This is a genomic window from Chromobacterium sp. Rain0013 (genome assembly GCF_015291765.1).
In the GTDB taxonomy this organism is placed as follows: domain Bacteria; phylum Pseudomonadota; class Gammaproteobacteria; order Burkholderiales; family Chromobacteriaceae; genus Chromobacterium; species Chromobacterium haemolyticum.
On sequence record NZ_CP031514.1, the window covers coordinates 3,853,893 to 3,875,503 of the forward strand.

The following is a 21,611-nucleotide window of genomic DNA, read 5'->3' on the forward strand; positions in this document are numbered from 1 at the left end:
TGTGCTCCGCGCTTACTTGAGTTGCACGCGTGGATCGATCCACTTGTAGATGATGTCGGCCAGCAGGTTGAACACCATGGCGGCGGCGGCGATGGTCACGGTGATGGCTTTGATCACCGGGAAATCGCTCTTGTCCACCGCCATCAGCAGTTCATTGCCCATGCCGGGAATGCCGAAAAAGCGCTCCAGCAGCATCGAACCCAGCACCAGGAAGGGCAAGGACATCATTACCGCGGTGACCACCGGGATCAGCGCGTTGCGCAGCACGTGCTTGAATAGCACGGTTTTTTCCGACAGGCCCTTGGCGCGCGCGGTGCGCACGTAGTCGTGGCCCAGCTCTTCCACCACAAAGCTGCGGTAAAAACGCACATTGGGCGCCAGCGACACCAGCATGCCCAGGATCAGCGGCAGCGGCACGTAGATCAGCAGGCTGCGCAGTAGGCTGCCGTCGTCCCACCCCATCACCGGAAACCAGTCCAGTTTGAAAGCCAGCAAGTACTGGCCGACGATGATGTAGGCCAGCGAACTGATGGACATGGCCACAGTGCAGATCAGGGTCACCATGCGGTCGGTCAGCGTGCCGCGGTAGTAAGCCACGACGATGGCGATGGGCAGCGCGGTCAGCAGCTCAAACACCAGCAAGGTGCCGGTCAGCGTCAGCGAGGGGCCGATGCGCGAGGCCAGCGTGGCGGAGACCGATTGCTGGGTGGACCAGGAAGTGCCAAAGTCGAAAGCGGCCACTTGCTTGACGAAGAGCCAGAACTGCTCCGGCAGGCTTTTATCCAGGCCCAGCTGGGCACGGATATTCAGCAGCATTTCGGGCGTCAGGCGCTTGCCCGCCAGGATGTAGGTGGGGTCTCCGCCCACCCAGTTGAACAGCACGAACACCAGCAGCATGACGCCGAACATCGTCGGCACCATCTGCCAGATTCGGCGAATGATGAAATTGAACATCGGGAATCTCCAGCAGGTGGAACGCGCCACCTGGCGCATTTAGGTCAATCCAAGCCTCAAGGCCGCTGGCTCAGGTCAATATCGACATAGCGCCAGGAGCCGGCAACGCCATCGACCGACATAGGATGCACTTTCACGCCTTTCACGTACCCGTGGCTGACGATGTTGTTAAAGCGCGTCACCCCCGGAATCATCGGCTGATAAGCGGCCGCTACCCGGTTCATCCGATCAAACTGCTTATCCCGCTCCGGACCATTCGGCAGGATTTGGGATGCCAGGTAGGCCCGGTCATAATCCGGGTGGCTGAAAAACGTCTTGCTGCCCTGGCCGATCAAACCGCTCCATAACGACGAAACGAAGTCATCCCCGTCCGGCGTCGCCGCCGACCCGCCTAAAGTCCACATTTGCAGTTTTCCGGCATAAGAGGCCTTGAGGTTTTCGTTCCACTTGGCCACTTTGAAGACGACGCGCAGCCTGATGCTGTCGAAAGTCTTCTGCCATATCTGGTTGAACTGCTTGTCGAAAGCACTGCCCTGAGTGGCCTGAGTGATCAACAGCGGCTGACCGTTGGGCTGGCGACGGTAGCCGTCCGGACCGATCTTGTAACCGGCCTGATCCAGCAAGGCATTGGCCAGCGCCGGGTTGAAATCCGGCGCGCCACGGAAGTGCGGGTCATTGCCCACCATGTTCAGGGGCACCAGATTCTGCAACTGGATAGCCTGGCCGCTATACAGCAGCTTGATCACTTCCTGGCTGGGATAGGCCATGCCGATGGCGCGGCGCAAGGCGACCTTTTGCTTGCTGTAGCCGCCCACCACCGGGTCGCGCATATTGAAGAAGGCATAAGTCACATCCATGCCCAGATTGTGGTGCAAGCGGATGCCGCGCTGCGCCAGCATCGGATTGAGGCTGGCCTGGAAGGGGTTGGCCTCGCTGCTGTGCACGGTGGAGGGAATGGCGGACTTGGGCACGCCGGACACATCCAGTTGCTTGTTGAGGAAGGACAGCCAGCGCGGCTGCTCCTCTTCCAACACCTTGATATCGATGCGTCCCACGATGGGCAGGGTCTTGCCCTGTAAATCTCGCATGATTTCGGCATTGGCCGGATCTGCGGCGGCAACGCTGCTGAACACGTCCTTGCGGTATCCCGGATTAGCCTCCAGCATGATCCGGTTGCCCGGCTTCCAGTCTTTCAACATATATGGGCCGGTGCCCACCGGATGCGAGTTGGTATCCTTGGCGTAAGCCTCGATCGCCTCCCGCGCCACCGCGCCGGCGTTTTGGGCCGCCAGGGTATTGATGAAATTGAAGTTGGGCTTTTTCAACCGCAATTGCAGTGTGTAACGGTCCAACACCTGGATGCCTTCCATTGGACCGTCGTAATTGAATTTCCCGGTTTTGCGGGCCTGCTTTCCCGCTTCCTCCAAACCGATGATGAAATCGGTAAAGCCCGCCGGGCTGGGCGAGTTCACCACCGGATCGGCAAATCGCTTGAAGCTATAGGCGTAGTCCATAGCGGTCAGTTCCCGCTTTTTGCCTTTAAAAACGGGATCGTCGGCAAAATAGATGCCGGGCCGGATCTTGATGGTGAACACCTTTCCGTCAGCGGATACCTGAGGCAAACCTTGGGCCGTGGCCGGCGTCACGACAAGCGGCCGCGCCAAATAGTCGTATCGATACAAGGTATCGAAGATATTGTCGATCACCCCCAAAGAGTAGACATCGTACACTTTGGCCGGATCGAAACCGGACTCAGGCGCGACGAAAGTCACCCGTAGCGTCTTGTTCATATCGGCCGCCTGAGCGGACGCGAATAGGCCCGCCCCCGCCAGCAGCGGGGGCAGCCATTTCCAGCGATTCATCTCGCTTACTCCTTTGTGTCACGGAGCCGGGAAACCCGGCGTCTCTATTGTTATGCCTGCTCCAGCATGAGGAAATGCCATGAGCAAGTGCCGTGACTGTAAAGCGAATCCGCCGGCTAGATCAACAAGAAACTATCAAAATGGCATCAAAGAAAAAACATATCTATGCATAGAAAAACTCATGCTAAGCCAAGGACTTGGGTCCATCTCAAGTCGCCGCGCGCAAGGCCCAGTCAAAACAACGGGTTGGCAGCAAGCGGCGCAGCCACCAATACAGTTTGGTAGGAAAGGTGACCCGGTAGCGCGCCGCCGGCTTGGCCGCCGTGATGGCGCGGTGAACCGCCTCCGCCACCGCGCTGGCCGGCAGGGTGAACGGCGCGGCATGGCCCTCTTTCTTCAGCCGCGCCAGTTGCTGTTGGTAGGCCTCTTTATGATGGCTGGCGTCGATGTCCACGTTTTTCAGGAAGCGCGCCAGCGCATTGGGGCGGAAACGGCTTTCTATCGGCCCCGGCTCCACCAGGGAGACATGGATATTGGTGCCATGCAGCTCATGGCGCAGGGTGTCGCACAGGCCTTCCATCGCGAACTTGCTGGCGTTGTAGGCGCCGCGCCAGCGCATGGCGGCGAAACCGAGGATGGAACTGTTGAACACGATGCGGCCATGGCCCTGGGCTCGCATTACTTTGAGCGCGGCGTTGGTCAGCTCCCAGGGGCCGAATAGATTGGTCTCGAACTGCTCGCGCATCGCCGCTCGGCTGATGTCCTCCACCGCGCCAGGCTGGCCGAAGCCGGCGTTGTTGAACAAGGCGTCCAGTCGCCCGCCGGCCATCTCTACCGCCTGTGCCAGTCCTTCGCGAATGGAATCGGCGTCGTCCACGTCCAGCCGGATGCAAGCCATGCCCTCGCTGCGCAAGCGCTCCACGTCGGCGGCGGCGCGGCAGCTGGCGATCACGCGCCAGCCGCGCTGGGCCAGGATTACGGCCGTGTGGTAGCCGATGCCGCTGGAGCAGCCGGTAATCAGAATGGTTGGTTGCGAATGCATGCTGGCCCCTGTCGTTTTCAATTGGCGACACCCTACCTCAAATGCGGGCGACGGGGAATTGTCCGCTAGACGCGCTCGCTTTCCGCGCCGCTATCATCCCAACAGCATCCTTGCTTGCCAAAAGCGCTCAATCGCCTCTGTCGCCGCACCCGGTAATTGGACTAGAATGACGGCCTTAAAGAGCCGCCTGCGCCCACGCGACACCGACGGAGCCCGCACAGAGCGGCCACCACGAAAGCACCATAAGGAAAACGCCATGGCTAAAGCCAACAAAGCGCCGGCCAGTTTCGAAACCGCACTGGCCCAACTGGAAGACATCATCCAGGCGATGGAAAGCGGCGACATGCCGCTGGAAACGGCGCTCGGCTCCTACAAGCAGGGCATAGAATTGATCAAGTTCTGCCAGGCCAAACTGGCCGACGCGGAACAGCAACTGAAAATACTCGAAAACAACGAACTCAAACCACTGGAATTGTCCAATGGCCAATAAACCTTTCATGGCCTGGATGACCGAGATCCAGCAGCAAGTGGAAGGTGCGCTGGAACGCCTGCTGCCCTCCGATCAGCACACGCCGCAAAAACTGCACGAAGCGATGCGCTACGTCTGCCTGGGCGGCGGCAAGCGGGTACGCCCGCTGCTGGTGTTCGCCGCCGGCGAATTGGTGGGCGCCTCGGCCGACAACCTGGCCCGCATCGGCGCCGCGCTGGAGATGGTCCACGTCTATTCGCTGGTGCACGACGACATGCCCTGTATGGACGACGACGTGCTGCGCCGCGGCAAGCCCACTTGTCACGTGGCTTACGATGAAGCCACCGCGCTTTTGGCGGGCGACGCGCTGCAAACCCATGCCTTCGATACGCTGAGCGCGCCGCTGCCGGGCGTGGCCCCCGCGGCTCAGCTCGCCATGGTTCACACCCTGGCCCGCGCCGCCGGCCATGCCGGCATGGCCGGCGGCCAGGCCATAGACTTGGCCAGCGTGGGCAAGGCGCTGAACCAGCCGGAACTGGAATACATGCATTTGCTGAAAACCGGCGCGCTGATCCGCTCGTCGGTATTGCTGGGCGCCATGGCCGGCCGGCCGTTGAGCGAGGAGGAAACCGCCCGTCTGGACGTGTTCGCCAAGCGCATGGGCCTGGCCTTCCAGGTGGTGGACGATGTGCTGGACTGCGAGGCGGACACCGCGACGCTGGGCAAAACCGCAGGCAAGGACGCCGCCCACGACAAGCCCACCTACGTCAGCCTGATGGGGCTGTCCGAAGCCAAGCAGTTTGCCCGCGACTTGCGCGACGAGGCGTTTGCCGCGCTGGAAGGATTTGGCGATTCCGCCCAACGATTGAAGGAACTGGCCGACTACATCGTCGCGCGCTCGTTCTGAGAAGCAGAAAACTATGTATCCCTTGCTCGAGACCATTCAATGCCCTGCCGACCTGCGCAAGCTGTCGCGCCAGCAGCTTGCGCCGCTGGCCACGGAACTGCGCGACTTTCTGGTGGAAAGCGTCAGCAAGACCGGCGGCCACTTCGCCTCCAACCTGGGCAGCATTGAGCTGACCATCGCCCTTCACTATGTCTTCAACACCCCGGACGACCGCCTGGTGTGGGACGTGGGCCACCAAACCTATCCGCACAAAATCCTGACCGGCCGCCGCGAACGCATGGGCAGCATGCGCCAGAAAGGCGGCTTGGCCGGCTTTCCCAAGCGCGACGAATCGGAATACGACACCTTTGGCGTCGGCCATTCCTCCACCTCCATCGGCGCGGCGCTGGGCATGGCGGTGGCGGCCAAGACTCAAGGCATAGAGCGCAAAAGCGTGGCCATCATCGGCGACGGCTCCATGACCGCCGGCCAGGCTTTTGAAGCCCTCAACAACGCCGGCGCGATGGACACCGACCTGCTGGTGGTGCTCAACGACAACGAGATGTCCATCTCGCCCAATGTGGGCGCGCTCAACAACTACCTGGCCAAGCTGATGTCCGGCCGCTTCTACGCGGCGATGCGCGAAGGTTCCAGCAAGGTGCTGGGCATCGCTCCGCCGCTGAAGGAGATCGCCAGCAAGGTGGAAGAGCACGTCAAGGGCTTCTTCACCCCGGGTACCCTGTTCGAGGAGTTCGGCTTCAACTACATCGGCCCCATCGACGGCCACGATGTGGACGTGCTGGTGGACACCCTGAGCAATATCCGCAGCCTCAAGGGGCCGCAGTTCCTGCACATCGTCACCAAGAAAGGCCACGGCTACAAGCTGGCGGAGAGCGACCCGGTCAAATACCACGGCGTCACCAAGTTCGATCCCAATAACGGCCTGGCCAGCGGCAAGGGCGGCGGGAAGCCGCAGTACACCCAGGTGTTCGGCGACTGGATCTGCGACATGGCCAAGCGCGACCCGCGCCTGGTGGGCATCACTCCGGCAATGCGCGAAGGCTCCGGCCTGGTGCGCTTCGAACAAGAGCACGCGGACCGCTATTACGACGTGGCCATCGCAGAACAGCACGCGGTCACCTTCGCCGCCGGCCTGGCCTGCGACGGCGTCAAACCGGTGGTGGCCATCTACTCCACCTTCCTGCAACGCGCTTACGACCAGCTGATCCACGACGTGGCGCTGCAAAACCTGCCGGTCTTGTTCGCCATCGACCGCGCCGGCCTGGTGGGCGCGGACGGCCCCACCCATGCGGGCGCCTTCGACCTGTCCTTCCTGCGCTGCATTCCCAACCTGACGGTGATGGCGCCTTCGGACGAAAACGAATGCCGCCAGATGCTGTACACCGGTTTCCAGATGAACAGCCCGGCCGCGGTGCGCTATCCGCGCGGCACCGGCCCCGGCGCCGAGATCCAGGCGGAAATGGCGGCGCTGCCGCTGGGCAAGGGCTTGGTGCGCCGCCAGGGCGAAAAAGTGGCCATTCTCGCCTTCGGCAGCATGGTAACGCCGGCGCTGGCCGCGGCCGAGGCGCTAAACGCCACCGTGGCCGACATGCGCTTCGTCAAGCCGCTGGACGCGGAACTGGTGTGCCGGCTGGCGGAAAGCCACGATCTGGTCATCACCGTGGAGGAAAACGTGGTGATGGGCGGCGCCGGTTCGGCCTGTGTGGAGGCGATGCAAGCAATGGGCATCCTTAAACCAGTGCTGCAATTGGGTCTGCCGGACGATTACGTGGAGCACGGCGATCCGGCCGGCTTGCTGGCCGACTGCGGCCTGGATGCCGCCGGCATCGAGCGCAGCGCGCGCCAACGGCTGGCCATGCTGTAAGAGCCTGCTCACGATCTCGCAAGCAAGGGCGAGACAAGGCGAAAACAAGCGAAAAAGCGGAATGTACAAGGGGTACATGAGCATTTTGAGCGTGTTTTTAACGCTGTATCGCCGCTGCGCAGCAGATCGTAAACAGGTTCTCAGCCCTCTCCTTGCGACAACACAAAGCCCGGCTTGGCCGGGCTTTGTTTTACCTGAAACCGCCTTTGGAAACGCTCAAGACTCCAGCAGCTCCAAAATGCGCCGCGCGGTTTCCTCCGGCCGCTCCAGCGGGAACAGATGGCTGCCCTGCTGCATCTGCACCTGAATATTGAAGTGTTTGCGCATGAAGCGCAGGTCCGCCGGCTTGAGCACATCCGAACCGGCTCCCGCGATAAAGGCGGCCGGCACTTTCAATTGGCCGCGATAACGAGGAAAATCATGCGGCAGCGCGCAGTAAATCTCATGTTCTATCTGCGGACGGAATTTGAGCTTGCGCCCGCCCTGTCCGTCGTCCACGGTGCCGTGCTCGGCGTAGTCGGCCAGGCAGTCCGGATCGAAACGGGCAAACATCGGCTTGCGGGCGAAGTAGTCGTGAACCATGGCCACCGATGCCCAGTTATCGCGCCGCTTCAGGGTGTTGCCGCCCGGGGTGACGCGGTCGATGAAGCCCAGCTTCTTGGCCAGCCAAATGCCGCGCGAGCGGAACGGCCCCATCAGCGGCGAATCCAGAATCACAATGCGCTTGAACAACTCCGGCCGGCGCAATGCGGCATAGAACATCAAAAAGCCGCCCAGCGAATGGCCGACGCCGACGATGGGCCCTTGATAGTGGCTTTCGATGTGCGCAATGGTTTCCTCCACCAGATGGGGCCAGCAGTCTGTCACCGGATAGGCCGGATCATGGCCGATGGCATCGAGGAAGCCCACTTGGTGGCGCTCGCCCAACGCGGCTAGAAACTTGCGGTAAACCGAGGCCGGAAAACTGTTGGCATGAGCAAAGTGAATCGTTTCTCGCATGATGTATGGTGTTGCGCCCTAGTTTTTATATAAATATTCTATCTTACCGTTTGCCCGGAATTTGAATTTAATGCATATTGTTTTCGCATAGCAAGACGCGGCGGCAACCCAGTCCGCCGCCCTCCGCGCCCCGCCCGGCCGCCAAGGAACCAATGCCTGAGCGCGCCGGTCATTCAAACGCTAACGACCATAAACCATAGAGTCATCCCGTGCCAATCAACTTATCGCTACTCTCATCCCGGATCGTGGGCTTGCTCGCGGTCTCGCTGGCCTGCCTGGGCTTGAGCCTGCCCGCGCACGCCGTCAACCAGGACGATCTGCTGCCGGCGGAGCAAGCCTTCGCCGCCAAGGTTGAACGCGCCGGCGAACAGCTCAAGCTGACGCTGGACGTGGCTCCCGGTTACTACCTGTACCGCGACCGCACCCAGATCAGCAGCCAGCCGGCCAAGCTGGTGGGCGCGCCGCAGTTCCCGGCCGGCAAGGAAAAGAACGACCCGTACTTCGGCAAACAAACCGTATTCACCGGCAAAAACGTGATAACGGTGCCGCTGCAAGCCAATGCGCCTGCAGAGTTTGAGTTGCAAGTACGCCTGCAAGGCTGCGCCGACGCCGGCGTGTGCTATCCGCCTTACACCCACAAGCTCAAAGTGGGCGGCACGCCGTCCGCCGGCGGCAAGCTGGGCGAATGGCTGTCGGAGGCGCCCCCTCAGGGAAAGTCCCCGGCCGGCAACAATGAGCTGGCAGCCCAGGGTTGGCTGACCACATTGGGCACCTTTTTGCTGGCGGGCATCGGCATGGCGTTCACCGCCTGCATGTACCCGCTGCTGCCCATCGTCTCCTCATTGATTGCCGGCCAGGGCGCTACCCTGACCCGCCGCCGCGGCTTCCTGTTGTCCTTCACCTATGTGCAAGGCCTAGCGCTGACTTACACCGTGGTCGGCGTCATCGCCGGCCTCACCGGCGCCTTGCTCACCGTATGGCTGCAACAGCCGGCGGTGGTGCTAAGCGCCAGCGCGCTGATGGTGGTGTTCGCGCTGTCCATGTTCGATCTGTTCACCATCCAGCTGCCGTCGGCGCTGCAATCGCGGCTGGCCGACACCTCCAATCATCTGTCCGGCGGCAAATTCGCCACCGTATTCGCGATGGGCGCGCTGTCCGCGCTGATCATCGGCCCCTGCGTCGCCCCGCCGCTGGCGCTGGCGCTGGGCTATATCGGCAGCACCGGCGACGCCGCTCTGGGCGGCGCGGCGCTGTACGCGATGGCGTTGGGCCTGGGCCTGCCGCTGATCCTGATCGGCACCTTCGGCGGCCATGTGCTGCCCCGCGCCGGCGGCTGGATGAAAACAGTCAAAGCCGGCTTCGGCGTCGTGATGCTGGGCCTGGCCATCTGGCTGGCCACGCCCTTCCTGCCGGGCGCGCTGGTCATGCTGCTGTGGGCCTTGCTGCTGATAGGCAGCGCGGTGTCCCTGGGCGCGCTGGAGGCGCTGCCGAGCAACGCCGGCGCTCCGCGTCGCTTGGGCAAGGCCGCCGGGGTGGCTCTGCTGCTGATCGGCGCGGCGCAATTGGCCGGCCTGCTGGCCGGCGCCGACAACCCGCGCTACCCCTTGCGCTGGCTGGGCCAGGGCCAGGCGGAGGCCAAGGCCGCGGCGGCGTTCCAGCCGGTGGCCAACAGCGCACAACTGGATGCGCTGCTGGCCAAGGCCAAGGCGGAAGGCAAGCCGCTGTTGCTGGATTTCTATGCCGACTGGTGCGTGTCCTGCAAGGAGATGGAGGCGGAAACCTTCCCGAATCCGGCGGTCGGCCGCCAAATGCAGGGCTATGTGCTGGCCAAGGCCGACGTCACCGCCAACAACGCGGAGCACCAGGCTTTGCTCAAGCGTTTCGGCCTGTTTGGCCCGCCGGGCATTATCTTGTTCGACAAACTGGGGCAGGAAGCGGATCGCGTGATCGGCTTCACGCAGGCGGAAGCCTTCGCCAAGACCCTGGCGACGGTGAATCCGCAATAGCGACAAGCGCCAATTGCATTCACGCTCATTGCATTGCAGAATCAGCGGGCCGATCTTTCGATCGGCCCGTTTTCATTTTCCGAGAGCCCCATGGCCATCAATAAAGCGTTCTCCAATGTCAGCATCCTGGCGGTGTTTCAGATCGCCATCATCGCGCTGCTGGTGATGTCCTGCCTGCGCGTGATCCAACCCTTTCTCGGCGCTCTGACCTGGGCCGCCATCATTGCCATTTCCGCTTGGCCAATGCATTGCCGACTACGGCAAAAGCTGGGAGAGCGCCACAAATTGGCCGCCCTGCTCATCGTGCTGGCGCTGGCCTTGGCCCTGGCCATCCCCATCGGCCTGATGGCGCTGACCCTGGCCGACACCCTGCCCCACCTGTCCGGCCTCACCCACGACCTGACCCAGCTGACGCTGCCCAACGCGCCTACTTGGCTGGCCAATATCCCGGTGGTGGGCGAAAGCCTGCAAAAGCTGTGGGGCAGCGTGCAGGCCGACCTGCCCGGCTTCTTCGAAAAAATCCGCCCGGCGGTCAACCAAGGCGCGTTGTGGCTGCTGTCCGGCGGCGCCAATCTCAGCCTGAGCCTGCTGGAAATCGTGCTGGCCATCATTGTGTCCGGCTTGCTGCTGATCAATGGCGACCGGCTGTGGGACATGGTGGAGCTGATCGTGATCAAGCTGGGTGGCGCGCCGGCCGGCGAATTGCCGGACGTGATAGCCCGCACCATACGCAGCGTCACCACCGGCGTGGTGGGCACCGCGCTGGCGCAGACCATCCTGTGCGTGATCGGCCTTTTGATCGCCGGCGTGCCCGGCGCGCTGGTGCTGGGCTTCCTCTGCTTCATCGTCGCGGTGGCGCAAATGCCCACGCTGATCGTCTGGCTGCCGGCCGCGGCCTGGGTGTTTTACACCGGCAACACCGGCCTTGGCATCTTCCTGCTGGTCTGGGGCTTCTTGCTGATCAACACCATAGACAATATTCTGAAGCCCTTGCTGATCAGCCAGGGCGCGCAGATGCCGCTGTCGCTGATCTTTCTGGGCGTAATCGGCGGCCTGATCGCCTGGGGGGTGATAGGCCTGTTCATCGGCCCCACCCTGCTAGCGGTAGCCTTGACCATGTTGCGCCATTGGCTGCGCCCGGAATGCCCGGAGCCCAAGACCGGCGAGGACGACACCTGCGAACAGGTCGGCGCTTCCGAATAACGCATCAAAAGAGGCTGTTGACGATCTGCTACGCGTCGGCGCTGCGGCATTGAAAACGGCCTCAAAATGCTCATGCATCGTGTGCGCACTCCGCTTTTTCAGCCGTTTTCGCTAGCGCTCGCAAGAGAGTAAACACCTTCCAAATACAAAAGGGCTCGCATGCGAGCCCTTTTGTATTTGGCGCTCAAAACGCCGGACACTCCACTTCCCAGTCTTCCTCGCTCAGATGCAAATGGCAGGCCAGCCGCCAAGGCCGCGCTTCGGTCCAGCATTCGCTGGCGGCCAGGGCGGCGTCGATGGCGCCGGCGCGGAGCAACACGTTGCGCTCCTTGCGGCTGGGCCGCTGCTCCGCCTCCGGTGTCGCCAGCCTCACCTTGCAGGTGCCGCACGTGCCCTGCCCGCAACGCCAATGCAGGGGCACGTCCGCCAGCCGAGCCAGGTCCAGCAGGTTATCCCCAGCCGCCGCCTGCTGTTCGCCGAGCAGTGCGCCGTTTTCGTCGACGAAACGGATGGTGGGCACGGCTCACTGCACCAGCGGCAAATAGGGCAGCATATCGCCGCGCGCCACGGCCTGACCCGGCTCCAAGCGCACCAGGCCGTCAGCCCAGGCGCAGGACATCAGCACGCCGGAACCTTGCTGCGGGTACAGTTCCAGTTGCCAGCGGCCGTCCACGCACACGCGCCGCACGCGGATGAATTCGCTGCGGCGCGCATCCGGCCGGGTCCAATCAAAAGCCGCCGGATAAGGGCCTTCCGGCGTCAGCGCCGATACTGGCAGGCCGGCGCGCCGCTCCAGGAAGGCCCTCGCCAACACCTGGAAGGTGACGAAGCCGGACACCGGGTTGCCGGGCAGACCGATGAAATCCGCCTGCCCCACCTTGCCGTAGGCCAGCGGCTTGCCCGGCTTGATTGCCAGCTTCCACAGGTCTAGCGAGCCCTCGGCCTCCACCGCGGCCTTGACGTGGTCTTCCTCACCCACCGACACCCCGCCGCAGGTCATGATCACATCGGCGGCATCCGCGGCGTCTCGCAGCGCCTCGCGCGTGGCGCCAAGAGAATCGCGGACAATGCCCAGATCAATCACCTCGCAGCCCAGGCGCATCAACGCCGGCGCCAGCCAATAACGATTGGAGTTGTAAATCTGGCCGGCGGCCAGCGGCCGGCCCGGCTCCACCAGTTCGTCGCCGGTGAAGAATACCGCCACCCGCAACGGGCGGAACACCGTCAGCGTCTCCACGCCGATGGACGCAGCCAGACCGATGTCGGCGGGGTTCAGCACCTTGCCCGCCGGCAGGATTTCCTGACCGACGCGGATGTCTTCGCCGCGGCGACGAATGTTCTGGCCGGTGCTGGCCGGCTGGCTGAAACTGACTGTGCCGTCGTCGGCCGTTTCGGCCTGCTCCTGCATGATGACGGCGTCGGCGCCGGGCGGAATGGGCGCGCCGGTGAAAATGCGCGCCACGCTGCCGGCGGCCAGCGCTTGCGGCACGCTGCCGGCGGGCACTCGCTGCGACACCGGCATCGCCGCGGTTTGCTCCGCGGCGCGCAAGGCGTAGCCGTCCATCGCGCTATTGTCGTGCGGCGGCACGTCCAGCGTGGCCAGCACCGGCTCGGCCAGCACGCGGCCGGCCGCGGCCAGCAGTTCGACTTGTTCAGTGGCGGCCAGCGGCTGCGCGCGTTGCAGCAGCCAGTCGCGGGCTTGTTCAAAGCTCAGCATGGGACAGGTCCAATCTTGAAATCAGGAAGGCGGCGACAGCGTCCGCGTCGTCGCGATGAAACCAGGGGATGTCCAGCGCCTGCGGCAAGTCGCCGACCACGGCCAGCACTTGCGGATCGACCGGATGCAAGGCCGGCGCGGCCAAAGCGCTGTTGACCACTTCTATCTTGGGAATGGCTTCCTGTTTGAAGCCTTCGGCCAGGGCCAGGTCGCAGGGGCCCAGCATGGCCAGGTGGGCGGCCAACGGCAGCTCGTTGCTGTCCGCCAGTTCCTCCACCAGCATACGGCGACGGGCCGAAGCCAGCAGCACTTGCGCCGCGCCGGCCTGGCGGTGGCGCCAGCTATCCTTTCCCGGGGTGTCCCAGTCCACATCGTGGTGAGTGTGCTTGATCACGGCGACGCGCAGGCCGCGCGCCGTCAGCCGGGGAATCAGTTTTTCCAGCAAGGTGGTCTTGCCGCTGCCGGAATAGCCGGCGAAACCCAACACGCGCATGGCGCAGACGCCCCCATAAAGATTCAGGCGGCCATGATAGCATGGCCGCCCGCGGGCTTGACTCCTACCAAGGAGCTAGCCGCCTAGAGCGTATTTACGATCTTGCCGGCTAGAGAGAGACAGGCGAAAACAGCTGAGAAAGCCGAATGCGCATCCAGTCCATGAGCATTTCGAAGGCGGTTTTAACGCCGTATCGCCCAAGCGCAACAGACTTTGAACAGGCTCTTAGGCCGCATGAGCTAGCTTGCTGGCGGGCTCCGGTGTTTCAAAACGTTTCCAGTCCACGATCATCACCTGGGTCAGCCCGCAGTCCACCGCCAGCTGCGCCTCGATTTCCTCCAGCACCTGATGGCAATGGATCACGCCGTTGATCACCACTTCGGCCCGGCGCATCACGCTGTCGTCCGGCGTGACAAACCATATGCAGTAATGGCCCATATTCGCTCCCCCAGGTGGTTTCATCGCGACGACAAGCGCATTTGGCCATCGTCAACTACAAATATCGTCCCAGTTGCCGCCAAACTTCAAGTTTTCTGTCAAACGCCAGGGTATGCGCCGGGCTGGAAGATGGCAAGGCCAGGATGTCCAGGGCCAGCCCGTCCAGCTGTCCGGCCGCGCGCGCGGCGGTGGCGCCGTTGAAAGCGACCGCGCGCAGCCGCGGCAGGCTTTGCGCCAGCTCGCGCAAATCGTTGGACTGCTGATCGCGGATGTCGGCGTCCAGGCTGCCCCGGCGCCGCGCGCTGGCAATCACGTCCCAGAGCGCCACGCCGGCCTGCTGCAGCGCCTCCAGGCGCTCGGCGTAGGCCAGTTCGACCAAGCGCCGGCCAGTGATGACCTGCATCAGCGGCCAGAATTGATTGCGGGGGTGAGCGTAGTACTGGCCGGCCTGCAAGGAGGCGTCGCCGGGCAAGGAACCCAGCACCAGCACGCGGGCGTCCGGCCTCGCTACCGGCGGGAAGCAGGATTTGGCGCCCTCTCCGCTCAAAACAACTGCCCCTGCTGGCGCGCCAGCCAGGCTTTGACCGGACCAAAGCTCTTGCGGTGAGCCGTCAAGGCGCCGTGCCGTTCCAGCGCGGCCAGGTGTTCCGCGGTGGGGTAACCCTTGTGGCGAGCGAAGCCGTATTGCGGATAGAGAGCGTCCAGGGCCACCAGTTCGGCATCACGCGCGGTTTTGGCCAGAATGGAGGCCGCGGAGATGGCCGCCACCTTGGCGTCGCCCTTGACGATGGCTTCCCCCGGCACCGGCAGCCCCTTGGGCACACGGTTGCCGTCGATCAGCGCGCGCGTCGCCTGCGGCTGCAGGCCTTGCACCGCGCGTGTCATCGCCAGCATGGTGGCGTGCAGAATATTGAGCTTGTCGATTTCCTCGACACTGGCGCTGGCGATGCACCAGGCCAGCGCGTCCCGCTTGATCAACAAGGCCAGCTCGTCCCGGCGGGCCTCGCTCAGCACTTTGGAGTCCGCCAGGCCGGCGATAGGCTTGGACGGGTCCAGAATCACCGCGGCGGCGAACACCGCGCCGGCCAGCGGGCCGCGGCCAGCTTCGTCGACGCCGGCGATCCTCTCCAGATCAAGCCCGCTCATTGCCGCCCCGCCACCTGCAACACCGCGTCCGCGGCCAGCGCGGCCGTGTCCTGACGCAGCGACTGATGCAGCTCGGTAAAGGTCTGCACCATCTCGCGGCGCGCGTCCTGATCTTCGTACAGCCTTTGCATCTCCGCCGCCAGCTTGGCCGGCGTGGCCTGTTTCTGCAGCAGTTCCGGCACCACGAAGCGCCCGCACAGGATATTGGGCAGGCCGACGTAGGGCAGACGGATTTTGCGTTTGACCAGGCGGTAAGTCAGCGCGGACAGCTTGTAGCTGATCACCATCGGCTTCTTGGTCAGCGCCACTTCCAGCGTGGCGGTGCCGCTGGTGACCAACACCGCGTCGCTAGCGATCATCGCCATCTGCGCGTGGCCGAACAGCTTGCGCAAGGGCAGATCCCAGCCCTTGTGACGGGTCAGCATGCGGTCGAACAACTCCATCGTTGGACGCGTGGCCAGCGGCACCAGGAACTGGCCGTCCGGATAGCTTTTCAGCAGCAACTTGGCGGTTTCGATGTACAGCGGCGCCATGTGCTCCAGTTCGCCGATGCGGCTACCCGGCATCAGGGTGAACACCGGCGCGCGCTGCGGCAGCCCCAGTTGTTCGCGCATCGCGCTCTGGTCCGGCCTCAACGGGATCTCGCTGGCCAACGGGTGGCCGACATAGGTCACCGGCACCCCGGCCTGGCGATACAAGGGAGGCTCCATCGGGAACAAGCACAGCATGTGACTGACGCTGCGGCCTATCTTCTGCACCCGCTCCGGACGCCAGGCCCAAACCGAGGGGCTGACGTAGTGAACGGTGGGAATGCCGGCGCGTTTGAGCGCGGCCTCCAGATCCAGGTTGAAGTCAGGCGCGTCAATGCCGATGAAAACATCCGGCTTCTCCGCAATCAGGCGGTCGCGCAGGGTACGGCGGATGCGCAGCAGCTCCGGCAAACGCTTGAGCACTTCGGCGTAGCCCATCACCGCCAGCCGGCTTTGCGGCGCATGGCTGACGAAGCCCCTGGCTTCCATCCGCGGGCCGCCGATGCCGGCGAACTCGATGTCGGGATAGCGCGCCAGCAGCGCATCCATCAGGTGGGCGGCAAGAAGGTCGCCAGAGGCTTCCCCAGCCACCATGGCGACCTTCAGTGCCCGCTTGCTTTTAAACAAAGTGTCGGGCATGGATCTTAGCGAATGATGCCTCTGGCGGACTGGCCAAAGAAGCGGGTGAACGGCGCCAGCTCGTCGTGGCCGACGGCGGCTTCCTCCAGGATGGCGGCCTTGGCGTCTTCGAAGGGCAGACCCTGGCGGTACAGTGTCTTATAAGCGCCACGCACGCGGCGGATCTGCTCTGCGCTGAAACCCCGGCGTCTCATGCCTTCGGCGTTGATGCCGGAGGGCACAGCGCGGTTGCCGTGGGCGGTCACAAATGGCGGGATGTCCTGAGCCACGGCGCTGGCGAAAGCGGTCATCGCATGCTCGCCAATAATGACGAACTGGTGCACGCTGGTGAAACCGCCCAGGAACACCCAGTCGCTGATATGTACGTGACCGGCCAGCGTAGCGTTATTGGCCAGGATGGTATGGCTGCCCACCTGGCAGTCATGCGCTATGTGCACATAGGCCATCACCCAGTTTTCATTGCCCACGCGGGTCACGCCACCATCCTGCACCGTGCCGGTATTAAAGGTGCAAAATTCGCGGATGGTGTTGTTGTCTCCGATTTCCAGGCGGGTCGGCTCGCCAGCGTACTTCAGGTCTTGCGGTATGGCGCCCAGCGAGCAGAACTGGAAGATGCGGTTGTTCTTGCCGATGGTGGTGTGCCCTTCGATCACCACATGGGGACCAACCCAGCTGCCGCTGCCGATGCTGACGTTGGGGCCGATGATGGAGTAAGGACCGATCTCGACGTCGTCGGCGATCCGGGCCTTGGGGTCGACGATGGCGGTTGGATGGATGGCCATGATCACACCTCGCGCTTGGCGCACATGATTTCGGCTTCGCAAGCCAGCTGGCCGTCCACCAGCGCGCGGGCGGAGTACTTGCCGATGCCGCGCTTGCTGGTGATCAGCTCCACTTCGAAGGTCAGTTGATCGCCCGGTACCACTTGGCGCTTGAAACGGGCGTTGTCGATGCCGACGAAGAAATACAGCTCGTTCTCGGCGCGCTCGCCCTGGCTGCGGATGGCCAGGATGCCGGCGGCCTGAGCCATCGCCTCGATGATCAGCACGCCCGGCATCACCGGATACTGCTCGAAGTGGCCAACGAAGAACGGTTCGTTGATGGTGACGTTCTTCAGCGCCTTGATGCGTTTGTTTTCCTCGAATTCGGTGACACGGTCCACCAGCAGGAAAGGATAGCGATGCGGCAGATAGCGCATGATTTCGCGGACATCAATGGTGATGGCGTGTTCAGACATTGGGGGATTCCTCCTGATTCTTCATTTCTTTGAGCTCACGTTCGAGCTGCTTGAGCCGCTTGGCCATATCATCCAGGTGACGGACGTGCACGGCGTTGGCCAGCCACTCTTTCATCGGTTGCAATGGGTAAGACGAGGCGTAAGTGCCAGGCGTCTTGATCGACTTCGACACCAGGGTCCCGCCGCCGATATGGGTTTTATCCGCTATTTCAATATGGCCGACGAACATCGCCGCGCCGCCCACCGTGCAGTAAGCGCCAATTTTGGCGCTGCCGGCGATGCCGACGCAGCCGGCGATGGCGGAATGCTCGCCGATCTGTACGTTGTGGGCGATCTGCACCAGGTTGTCCACCTTGGCGCCTTTCCTGATGACAGTGTCCGCCATCGCGCCGCGATCCACCGTGGTGTTGGCGCCGATTTCCACATCGTCCTCAATGATGACGCGGCCGGTTTGCGGAATTTTGAACCAGTGGTCCTTATCCCAGGCCAGGCCGAAGCCGTCCGCGCCGATCACGCTGCCTGAGTGCACGCCGACGCGGTTGCCCAGCACACAGCCGTGGTACAGCGTGACGTTGGGGTACAACACCACGTCGTCGCCCAACACACAGTCGTCTCCCACCACCACGCCCGGCAGCAGACGGCAGCGCTCGCCGATGACCGCATTACGGCCGATGCTGACGTGCTCGCGCACCTCGGCGCTGGCCGCTACCCGAGCGCCCTCGCCCAGCACCGCGCTGGGGTGCACGCCGGCTTGCGGCTGCGGCTGCGGGTGGAACAAGGCCGCCAGGCGCGCGAAGTAGAGATAGGGGTCGGCGGCGACGATCCAGGAGCGCTGGCTCCAGGCCTCGCTCTGCGCCAGCTCTTCCGCCATCTTGGGCGAAACGATCACCGCGCTGGCGTCGCTGTCGTCCAGCTGCTTGCGATACTTGGGGTTGGCCAGAAAGGCGATATCGCCGGCCGCGGCCGCTTCCAGCGGCGCCAGGCGGCCGACCGTCAGGTCCGGGCCGGCCCGCTCGCCGCCCAACCTTTCGATAATAAATGAGAGGGTATAAGCCATCAAAAACGAAAGCCGACCTGGGGTCGGCTTGCTCCCGTAATTATGTGTTGGCGCACCGGCCACAGCCGCGCACATCCGGGGCGGCCGTTAGAACCTGTTCAAAGTCTGCTGCGCTTCGTGGAGCGTCGCACGGTGAGTACAAGCTCAAAATGCTCATGTACCCCTCGTACACTCCGCTTTTTCGCTCGTTTTCGCCTTGTCTCGCCTTGGCTCGCGAAACTTTTAACAGGCTCTTAGGCCGCCCCGCCCTGCCTTCAGCGTTCCAGTTCCTTCAGAACCTTGGGCGTCAGGTCGTACTTGGGGTTCACATACACCACGTCTTGCAGGATCAGATCGTACTGCTCGCGCTCGGCAAGTTGCTTGAGCGCGCGGTTGGCCCGCTCCTGCACCGAAGCGAACTCCTCGTTGCGGCGCTGGTTGAAGTCCTCGGACAGCTCGCGGCCCTTGGCCCGGTAATCCCGGTCCAGCGCCGCGTACTCGCGCTCGTAGCGCTTGCGGTCGTCGGAATTCAAGCTGCTCTTGGCCAGCTGGGACTCCAGCTCCTTGGCGCGCGCCTCCATCTTCTTCAGCTCGTTGCGCCGCTCGGAGAACTCCTTGTCCAGACGTTTCTGGATGGCGATGGCCGGCGCGGCTTCGCGATAGATGCGCTCAGTGTTGACATAGCCCATTTTGAGTTCGGCCGCCTGGGCCGACATGGCGACTGCCGATACGATGGCGGCCGCCCACAGCAATGCTTTCATATAACAACCCCGTCAATTTTAGAACACGGTACCCAGCTGGAATTGGAAGCGCTGGACTTTGTCGTTGTCCTTCTTCTTCAGCGGATTGGCGATACTGAACTTCATCGGACCGATCGGAGACAGCCAGGTCAGCGCCACGCCCGCGGAATAGCGGATGCCGTCGCCGGCGGAACTGCCCGCCACAGACGGATCCCACAAGGTGCCGGCGTCGAAGAACAAGCTGGTGCGCACCGACTTATTGTCCTTCATTCCCGGGAACGGGAACAGCACTTCTGCGTTGGCCACCGCCTTGCGGGTGCCGCCCAGGTAGTCGCCGTTGGTGTCGCGCGGACCGATACTGCTGGTGTCGTAACCGCGCACCGAGCCCAGGCCGCCCATGTAGAAGTTCTGGAAGAACGGCAGGCGCGAGGTTTTGCCGTAACCGTCGGCATAGCCCAGTTCGCCGTTCAGCATCAGGGTGAAGGTTTTGCTCAGCGGGAAGAACCAAGTCTGCTGGTGAGTCAGGCGATAGTACTGCAGATCGCCGCCCGGCAGGCCGGCGTCCGCGCCCACCTTGATCACCGCGCCGCGGGTAGGCCACAGCGCGCTGTCGCGGGTATCCCGGCCCCAGCTGATGGTGCCCAGCAAGGTATTGTTGCTGCTGCCGTACTGGTTGACGAAGTCCTTGTAGCGCTGCGGACTGTTGTTGTAGGTGCTGATCTTGGTGTTTTCCGCGCCGATGCTGAAGTTGATGCGGTCGTACTCGGTCACCGGCACCCCGAAGCGCACAGCCCCGCCTATGGTGCTGGTCTTGTACGCGGAGATATTGGTGGCGTCCGGGTTGTAGACTCGGTTGTACAAGTCGTAGCCCAGGCTGACGCCGTCCGGCGTGAAGTACGGATCGGTGAAAGACAGCGAGATATTCTTGTTCACCTTGCCGGTGGACAGGCCCAGCGACATGTATTTGCCGGAACCAAAGATATTGCTCTGCGACAGGTTGGCGGACAATTGCACGCCCTCGCCCTGCACGAAGCCGATACCGGCGGATACGCTGCCGGTGGAGCGTTCCTTCAGGCTGATGTTCATGTCCACCTGGTCGGCGGCGTCGGGCACCGCCGGGGTTTCGATATTGACGTCTTCGAAATAGCCCAACAGCTCAACGCGTTCCTTGCTGCGCTTGATCTTGTCCGCGCCGTAAGGGGCGCCTTCCAGCTGGCGCAACTCGCGTCGAATCACTTCGTCGCGGGTCTTGGTGTTGCCGGCGATATTGACGCGGCGAACATAGGTCTTGCGGCCCGGATCCACGAAGAAGGTAAAGGCCACCGTCTGTTTGTCGTGGTCGATGTCCGGCAGCACGTTGACGTTGGCGAAGGCGTAGCCGGCCTGGCCCAGACGGTCGCTCAGCGATTTCACCGATTCGGTGATGCGCTCGTTGTTGAAAGTGTCCCCGGACTTGGCCTGAATCAGCTTGCGCAGGTCCGCTTCCGGCACTTTGAGGTCGCCGGCCAGCTTGATGTCGGAGATGGTGAACTTCTTGCCTTCGTGAATATTCACCGTCAGGAACATATCCTGCTTGTCGGCGCTGATCGACACCTGGGTGGAGTCGATGTTGAACTCGAGATAACCCTGGTTCTGGTAGAAAGCTTTAAGTTTCTCCAGGTCGCCGGTCAGCTTCTGCTTGGAATATTGGTCGTCCTTGGTTACCCACGACAGCCAGCCGCCGGTGGTCAGGCTGAACTGGTCGATCAGCTCGGACTGTTTGAAGGCATTGGCGCCAACGATGCGGATTTCCTTGATGCGCGCGGTCACGCCTTCGTTGATGTCCAGCGTCACCGCCACGCGGTTGCGTTCCAGCTTGGTGACCGAGGGAGTCACTTCCACGGAGTACTTGCCGCGGCTGTAATACTGGCGCTTGAGTTCCTGCACCGCGCCGTCCAGCAGCGCCTGATCGAAAATCAGCGATTCGGCGAAACCGTTATCCTTCAGCGCCTTTTTCAGTTGGTCCTTGCTGAACTCCTTGGCGCCGTTGATGTTGAGCTGGCTGACCACCGGGCGCTCTGCCACGGCCACGATCACCACGCTGTCGCGCGATTCGATGCGCACATCGTTGAAGAAGCCGGTAGCGAACAAGGCCTTGATCGCCTCGTTGGCTTTCTGGTCGTTAAAGGTGTCGCCCACCTTGACCGGCAGATAATTGAACACGGTGCCGGGTTCGGTGCGCTGCAGGCCCTCAACCCGGATATCCTTGATGACGAAGGGATCAACAGCCCAGGCCATGGAGGCCGTAGTCAAGCCCAATACGGCTGCTGCAAGCAATTTCAATTTCATA

The 21,611-nt window shown here is 62.9% G+C and carries 21 protein-coding genes; 5 read left to right on the forward strand and 16 right to left on the reverse strand.

Annotation, left to right across the window (positions count from 1 at the left end; translation table 11 throughout):
- Window positions 1-12 precede the first annotated feature (12 nt).
- From DXT74_RS17650 to DXT74_RS17660, 3 genes are all read right to left on the reverse strand, one after another.
- Entirely contained in the window at window positions 13-954 is a 942-nt protein-coding gene (locus tag DXT74_RS17650) for an ABC transporter permease (RefSeq protein ID WP_043639860.1), read from the reverse strand.
- 56 nt (window positions 955-1,010) lie between these two features.
- Complete coding sequence (locus DXT74_RS17655; RefSeq protein WP_194426623.1) at window positions 1,011-2,816, reverse strand: ABC transporter substrate-binding protein; 1,806 nt, start codon at window positions 2,814-2,816, stop codon at window positions 1,011-1,013.
- A 208-nt stretch (window positions 2,817-3,024) separates the two neighbouring features.
- On the reverse strand, window positions 3,025-3,858 hold the full coding sequence (locus DXT74_RS17660; RefSeq protein ID WP_043639872.1) for an SDR family NAD(P)-dependent oxidoreductase: 834 nt from the start codon (window positions 3,856-3,858) through the stop codon (window positions 3,025-3,027).
- A 256-nt stretch (window positions 3,859-4,114) separates the two neighbouring features.
- On the opposite strand from DXT74_RS17660, the gene DXT74_RS17665 reads away from it, so the two are divergent.
- From DXT74_RS17665 to dxs, 3 genes are read left to right on the forward strand one after another with little or no spacing between them, the layout of a single operon-like run.
- Window positions 4,115-4,348 (forward strand): exodeoxyribonuclease VII small subunit, encoded by a 234-nt coding sequence (locus DXT74_RS17665; protein WP_019100400.1) that lies wholly within the window; start codon window positions 4,115-4,117, stop codon window positions 4,346-4,348.
- The gene (locus DXT74_RS17670; protein ID WP_081548169.1) at window positions 4,338-5,234 is read left to right on the forward strand and encodes a polyprenyl synthetase family protein; all 897 of its coding nucleotides are present in this window, start codon (window positions 4,338-4,340) and stop codon (window positions 5,232-5,234) included. The genes DXT74_RS17665 and DXT74_RS17670 overlap by 11 nt, the downstream gene beginning before the upstream one ends.
- A 13-nt stretch (window positions 5,235-5,247) precedes the next feature.
- The gene (gene dxs / locus DXT74_RS17675; RefSeq protein WP_194426624.1) at window positions 5,248-7,098 is read left to right on the forward strand and encodes a 1-deoxy-D-xylulose-5-phosphate synthase; all 1,851 of its coding nucleotides are present in this window, start codon (window positions 5,248-5,250) and stop codon (window positions 7,096-7,098) included.
- Window positions 7,099-7,314: 216 nt separating this feature from the next.
- On the opposite strand, the gene DXT74_RS17680 is transcribed toward dxs, so the two are convergent.
- The gene (locus DXT74_RS17680; protein ID WP_043639885.1) at window positions 7,315-8,097 is read right to left on the reverse strand and encodes an alpha/beta fold hydrolase; all 783 of its coding nucleotides are present in this window, start codon (window positions 8,095-8,097) and stop codon (window positions 7,315-7,317) included.
- 251 nt (window positions 8,098-8,348) lie between these two features.
- Here DXT74_RS17680 and dsbD point away from each other — a divergent pair, with 251 nt between their 5' ends.
- On the forward strand, window positions 8,349-10,103 hold the full coding sequence (gene dsbD, locus DXT74_RS17685; protein WP_370551729.1) for a protein-disulfide reductase DsbD: 1,755 nt from the start codon (window positions 8,349-8,351) through the stop codon (window positions 10,101-10,103).
- 90 nt (window positions 10,104-10,193) lie between these two features.
- Window positions 10,194-11,306 (forward strand): AI-2E family transporter, encoded by a 1,113-nt coding sequence (locus tag DXT74_RS17690; RefSeq protein WP_052052309.1) that lies wholly within the window; start codon window positions 10,194-10,196, stop codon window positions 11,304-11,306.
- 184 nt (window positions 11,307-11,490) lie between these two features.
- Here the strand turns inward: DXT74_RS17690 and DXT74_RS17695 are convergent, their stop codons facing one another.
- From DXT74_RS17695 to bamA, 12 genes are all read right to left on the reverse strand, one after another.
- Complete coding sequence (locus DXT74_RS17695) at window positions 11,491-11,826, reverse strand: 2Fe-2S iron-sulfur cluster-binding protein (RefSeq protein WP_043639888.1); 336 nt, start codon at window positions 11,824-11,826, stop codon at window positions 11,491-11,493.
- A gap of 3 nt (window positions 11,827-11,829) precedes the next feature.
- Window positions 11,830-13,023 carry a gephyrin-like molybdotransferase Glp gene (glp, locus tag DXT74_RS17700; RefSeq protein ID WP_194426626.1) on the reverse strand — a complete coding sequence of 398 codons (1,194 nt, stop codon included), beginning with the start codon at window positions 13,021-13,023 and terminating at the stop codon, window positions 11,830-11,832.
- Window positions 13,010-13,516, reverse strand: a complete 507-nt coding sequence (gene mobB / locus DXT74_RS17705) for a molybdopterin-guanine dinucleotide biosynthesis protein B (RefSeq protein ID WP_081557121.1) — start codon at window positions 13,514-13,516, stop codon at window positions 13,010-13,012. The genes glp and mobB overlap by 14 nt, the downstream gene beginning before the upstream one ends.
- Before the next feature lie 225 nt (window positions 13,517-13,741).
- Window positions 13,742-13,954: a hypothetical protein gene (locus tag DXT74_RS17710; RefSeq protein WP_019100291.1), complete on the reverse strand. Its 213-nt coding sequence runs from the start codon at window positions 13,952-13,954 to the stop codon at window positions 13,742-13,744.
- A 55-nt stretch (window positions 13,955-14,009) separates the two neighbouring features.
- A complete protein-coding gene (locus tag DXT74_RS17715) occupies window positions 14,010-14,501 on the reverse strand; it encodes a DNA-deoxyinosine glycosylase (RefSeq protein WP_194426627.1) in 492 nt (163 codons plus the stop codon).
- Window positions 14,498-15,100: a ribonuclease HII gene (rnhB, locus tag DXT74_RS17720; RefSeq protein WP_194426628.1), complete on the reverse strand. Its 603-nt coding sequence runs from the start codon at window positions 15,098-15,100 to the stop codon at window positions 14,498-14,500. Before rnhB ends, DXT74_RS17715 begins: the two co-directional genes overlap by 4 nt.
- Entirely contained in the window at window positions 15,097-16,269 is a 1,173-nt protein-coding gene (gene lpxB / locus DXT74_RS17725) for a lipid-A-disaccharide synthase (protein WP_194426629.1), read from the reverse strand. Before lpxB ends, rnhB begins: the two co-directional genes overlap by 4 nt.
- Before the next feature lie 5 nt (window positions 16,270-16,274).
- On the reverse strand, window positions 16,275-17,051 hold the full coding sequence (gene lpxA / locus DXT74_RS17730) for an acyl-ACP--UDP-N-acetylglucosamine O-acyltransferase (protein ID WP_081556723.1): 777 nt from the start codon (window positions 17,049-17,051) through the stop codon (window positions 16,275-16,277).
- Between the two features lie 2 nt (window positions 17,052-17,053).
- The gene (gene fabZ / locus DXT74_RS17735) at window positions 17,054-17,506 is read right to left on the reverse strand and encodes a 3-hydroxyacyl-ACP dehydratase FabZ (protein ID WP_043639907.1); all 453 of its coding nucleotides are present in this window, start codon (window positions 17,504-17,506) and stop codon (window positions 17,054-17,056) included.
- The gene (lpxD, locus tag DXT74_RS17740; protein WP_043639910.1) at window positions 17,499-18,563 is read right to left on the reverse strand and encodes a UDP-3-O-(3-hydroxymyristoyl)glucosamine N-acyltransferase; all 1,065 of its coding nucleotides are present in this window, start codon (window positions 18,561-18,563) and stop codon (window positions 17,499-17,501) included. Before lpxD ends, fabZ begins: the two co-directional genes overlap by 8 nt.
- A gap of 254 nt (window positions 18,564-18,817) precedes the next feature.
- Window positions 18,818-19,303, reverse strand: a complete 486-nt coding sequence (locus DXT74_RS17745) for an OmpH family outer membrane protein (protein WP_043639914.1) — start codon at window positions 19,301-19,303, stop codon at window positions 18,818-18,820.
- An 18-nt stretch (window positions 19,304-19,321) separates the two neighbouring features.
- On the reverse strand, window positions 19,322-21,610 hold the full coding sequence (gene bamA / locus DXT74_RS17750) for an outer membrane protein assembly factor BamA (RefSeq protein ID WP_043639920.1): 2,289 nt from the start codon (window positions 21,608-21,610) through the stop codon (window positions 19,322-19,324).
- Between the last annotated feature and the right edge of the window lies 1 nt (window position 21,611).